Source organism: Alteromonas sp. AWJ4_197, assembly GCF_056160285.1.
The window spans coordinates 1-395 of the sequence record NZ_JBSWWW010000058.1 but is presented as its reverse complement, the minus strand read 5'-3'; the positions used below and the strand labels follow the sequence as shown (position 1 = coordinate 395).

Sequence of the window (395 nt, the reverse complement as noted above, 5' to 3'; positions counted from 1 at the left end):
CGCCGGTCCTGTCCGAGGTGCAGCCAGGCCGGCGCCTCCTCGGCGAGCACCAGCCCGGCCGTGGTCAGCCGGGCGGTGCGGCGGGACCGGTCGAACAGCCGGACGCCGAGATCCTGCTCCAGGGCCCGGACCCTGGTGCTGACGCTCGACTGCACCGTGCCCAGCTCGTCGGCCGCACCGGCGAAGGTGCCGGTCCCCACCACCGCGAGGAAGGCCTCCAGCTGTCTCGTCTCCACCGGTCCAGCGTAGCCGCGTGACGGAGGACCCGCGGGGGCTCGTGGACTCCGTTAGGACGGTCCGGTCAGGGGGAGCGGTGCCGGGAGCGGGACTCGTGGACGCCGCGGGCGACCGCCAGCAGCTCGCGCGCGGAGTCATCCCACGAGTAGGCCCGGGCC

At 75.4% G+C, this 395-nt stretch carries 1 protein-coding gene; it reads right to left on the bottom strand.

The window, feature by feature from the left end; all coding sequences use genetic code 11:
- The coding region (locus tag ACXAGC_RS20520; protein ID WP_474846871.1) for a LysR family transcriptional regulator at positions 1–236 on the bottom strand (236 nt) is incomplete at its 3' end.
- Positions 237–395: the final 159 nt, after the last annotated feature.